Origin of the sequence: Collinsella sp. TM09-10AT, assembly GCF_003436275.1 — a bacterium.
Classification (GTDB): Bacteria; Actinomycetota; Coriobacteriia; order Coriobacteriales; family Coriobacteriaceae; genus Collinsella.
In genome coordinates, this window is record NZ_QSOP01000056.1 from 1 (window position 1) to 1,019 (window position 1,019).

Below are 1,019 nucleotides of genomic sequence, written 5' to 3' on the forward strand. Positions count from 1 at the left end.
GGCGGCAACGCCCTCGGCAACAACCCCGTCGAGCAGATCGAGGCCGTGAGCAACACCGCCCACGCTCTCCTCGGCCTCATCGAGCAGGGCAACGAGATCATCATCACCCACGGCAACGGCCCGCAGGTCGGCATGATCCAGAACGCCTTCGCCGCCGCCCACGATGCCATCGGCACCCCCGAGATGCCGCTGCCCGAGTGCGGCGCCATGTCCCAGGGCTACATCGGCTACCACCTGCAGCAGGGCATCGGCCGCGAGATGCACAAGCGCTATAAGCGTTGGCACGCCGCCACCGTCGTCACCCAGATCGAGTGCGATCCGGACGATCCCGCGTTCAAGAACCCGACCAAGCCGATCGGCCCCTTCTACACCGAGGAGCAGGCCAAGGAGTTCATGGCCGAGGATCCCTCCAAGGTCTTCGTCGAGGATTCCGGCCGCGGCTGGCGTCGCGTCGTCGCCTCCCCCGATCCCAAGAAGATCGTCGAGGCTGACTCCATCCTCAACCTGCTCGACAACGAGTTCATCGTCATCGCCTGCGGTGGCGGCGGCATCCCCGTCGTCCGCGACTACGAGAACAAGGGCTGCTACAAGGGCGTTCCCGCCGTCATCGACAAGGACCTGGGCGGCGAGCTGCTGGCCGAGGACTGCGACGCCGACGTTCTGTTCCTGCTGACCGCCGTCGAGCATGTCGCCATCAACTTCGGCAAGCCCAACCAGGAGGAGCTCGAGGACCTCACCGCCGACGAGGCCGAGCGTCTGGCCGACGAGGGCCAGTTCGGCAAGGGCTCCATGGAGCCCAAGGTCCGCGCCGCTATCAAGTTCGCCCGTTCCCGCAAGGGCCGCACCTGCATCATCGGTGCTCTGGACAAGGCCGCCGAGACCATGGCCGGCCTCTCCGGTACCCGCATCCACGAGTAGCCTCTACTCTGTTGCCTCTCCCGTGGGCGCCAGGCAAGACGCCCACAAACTAGCCTCTCTTCATGAGCCCCGCAGTCCGCTCCGACTGCGGGGCTTTTGCT

The 1,019-nt window shown here is 66.2% G+C and carries 1 protein-coding gene; it reads left to right on the forward strand.

All coding sequences use genetic code 11. From position 1 onward, the window contains the following. On the forward strand, nucleotides 1–918 hold a 918-nt coding region (gene arcC / locus DXD77_RS10240), incomplete at its 5' end, for a carbamate kinase (RefSeq protein ID WP_147325452.1). Between the last annotated feature and the right edge of the window lie 101 nt (nucleotides 919–1,019).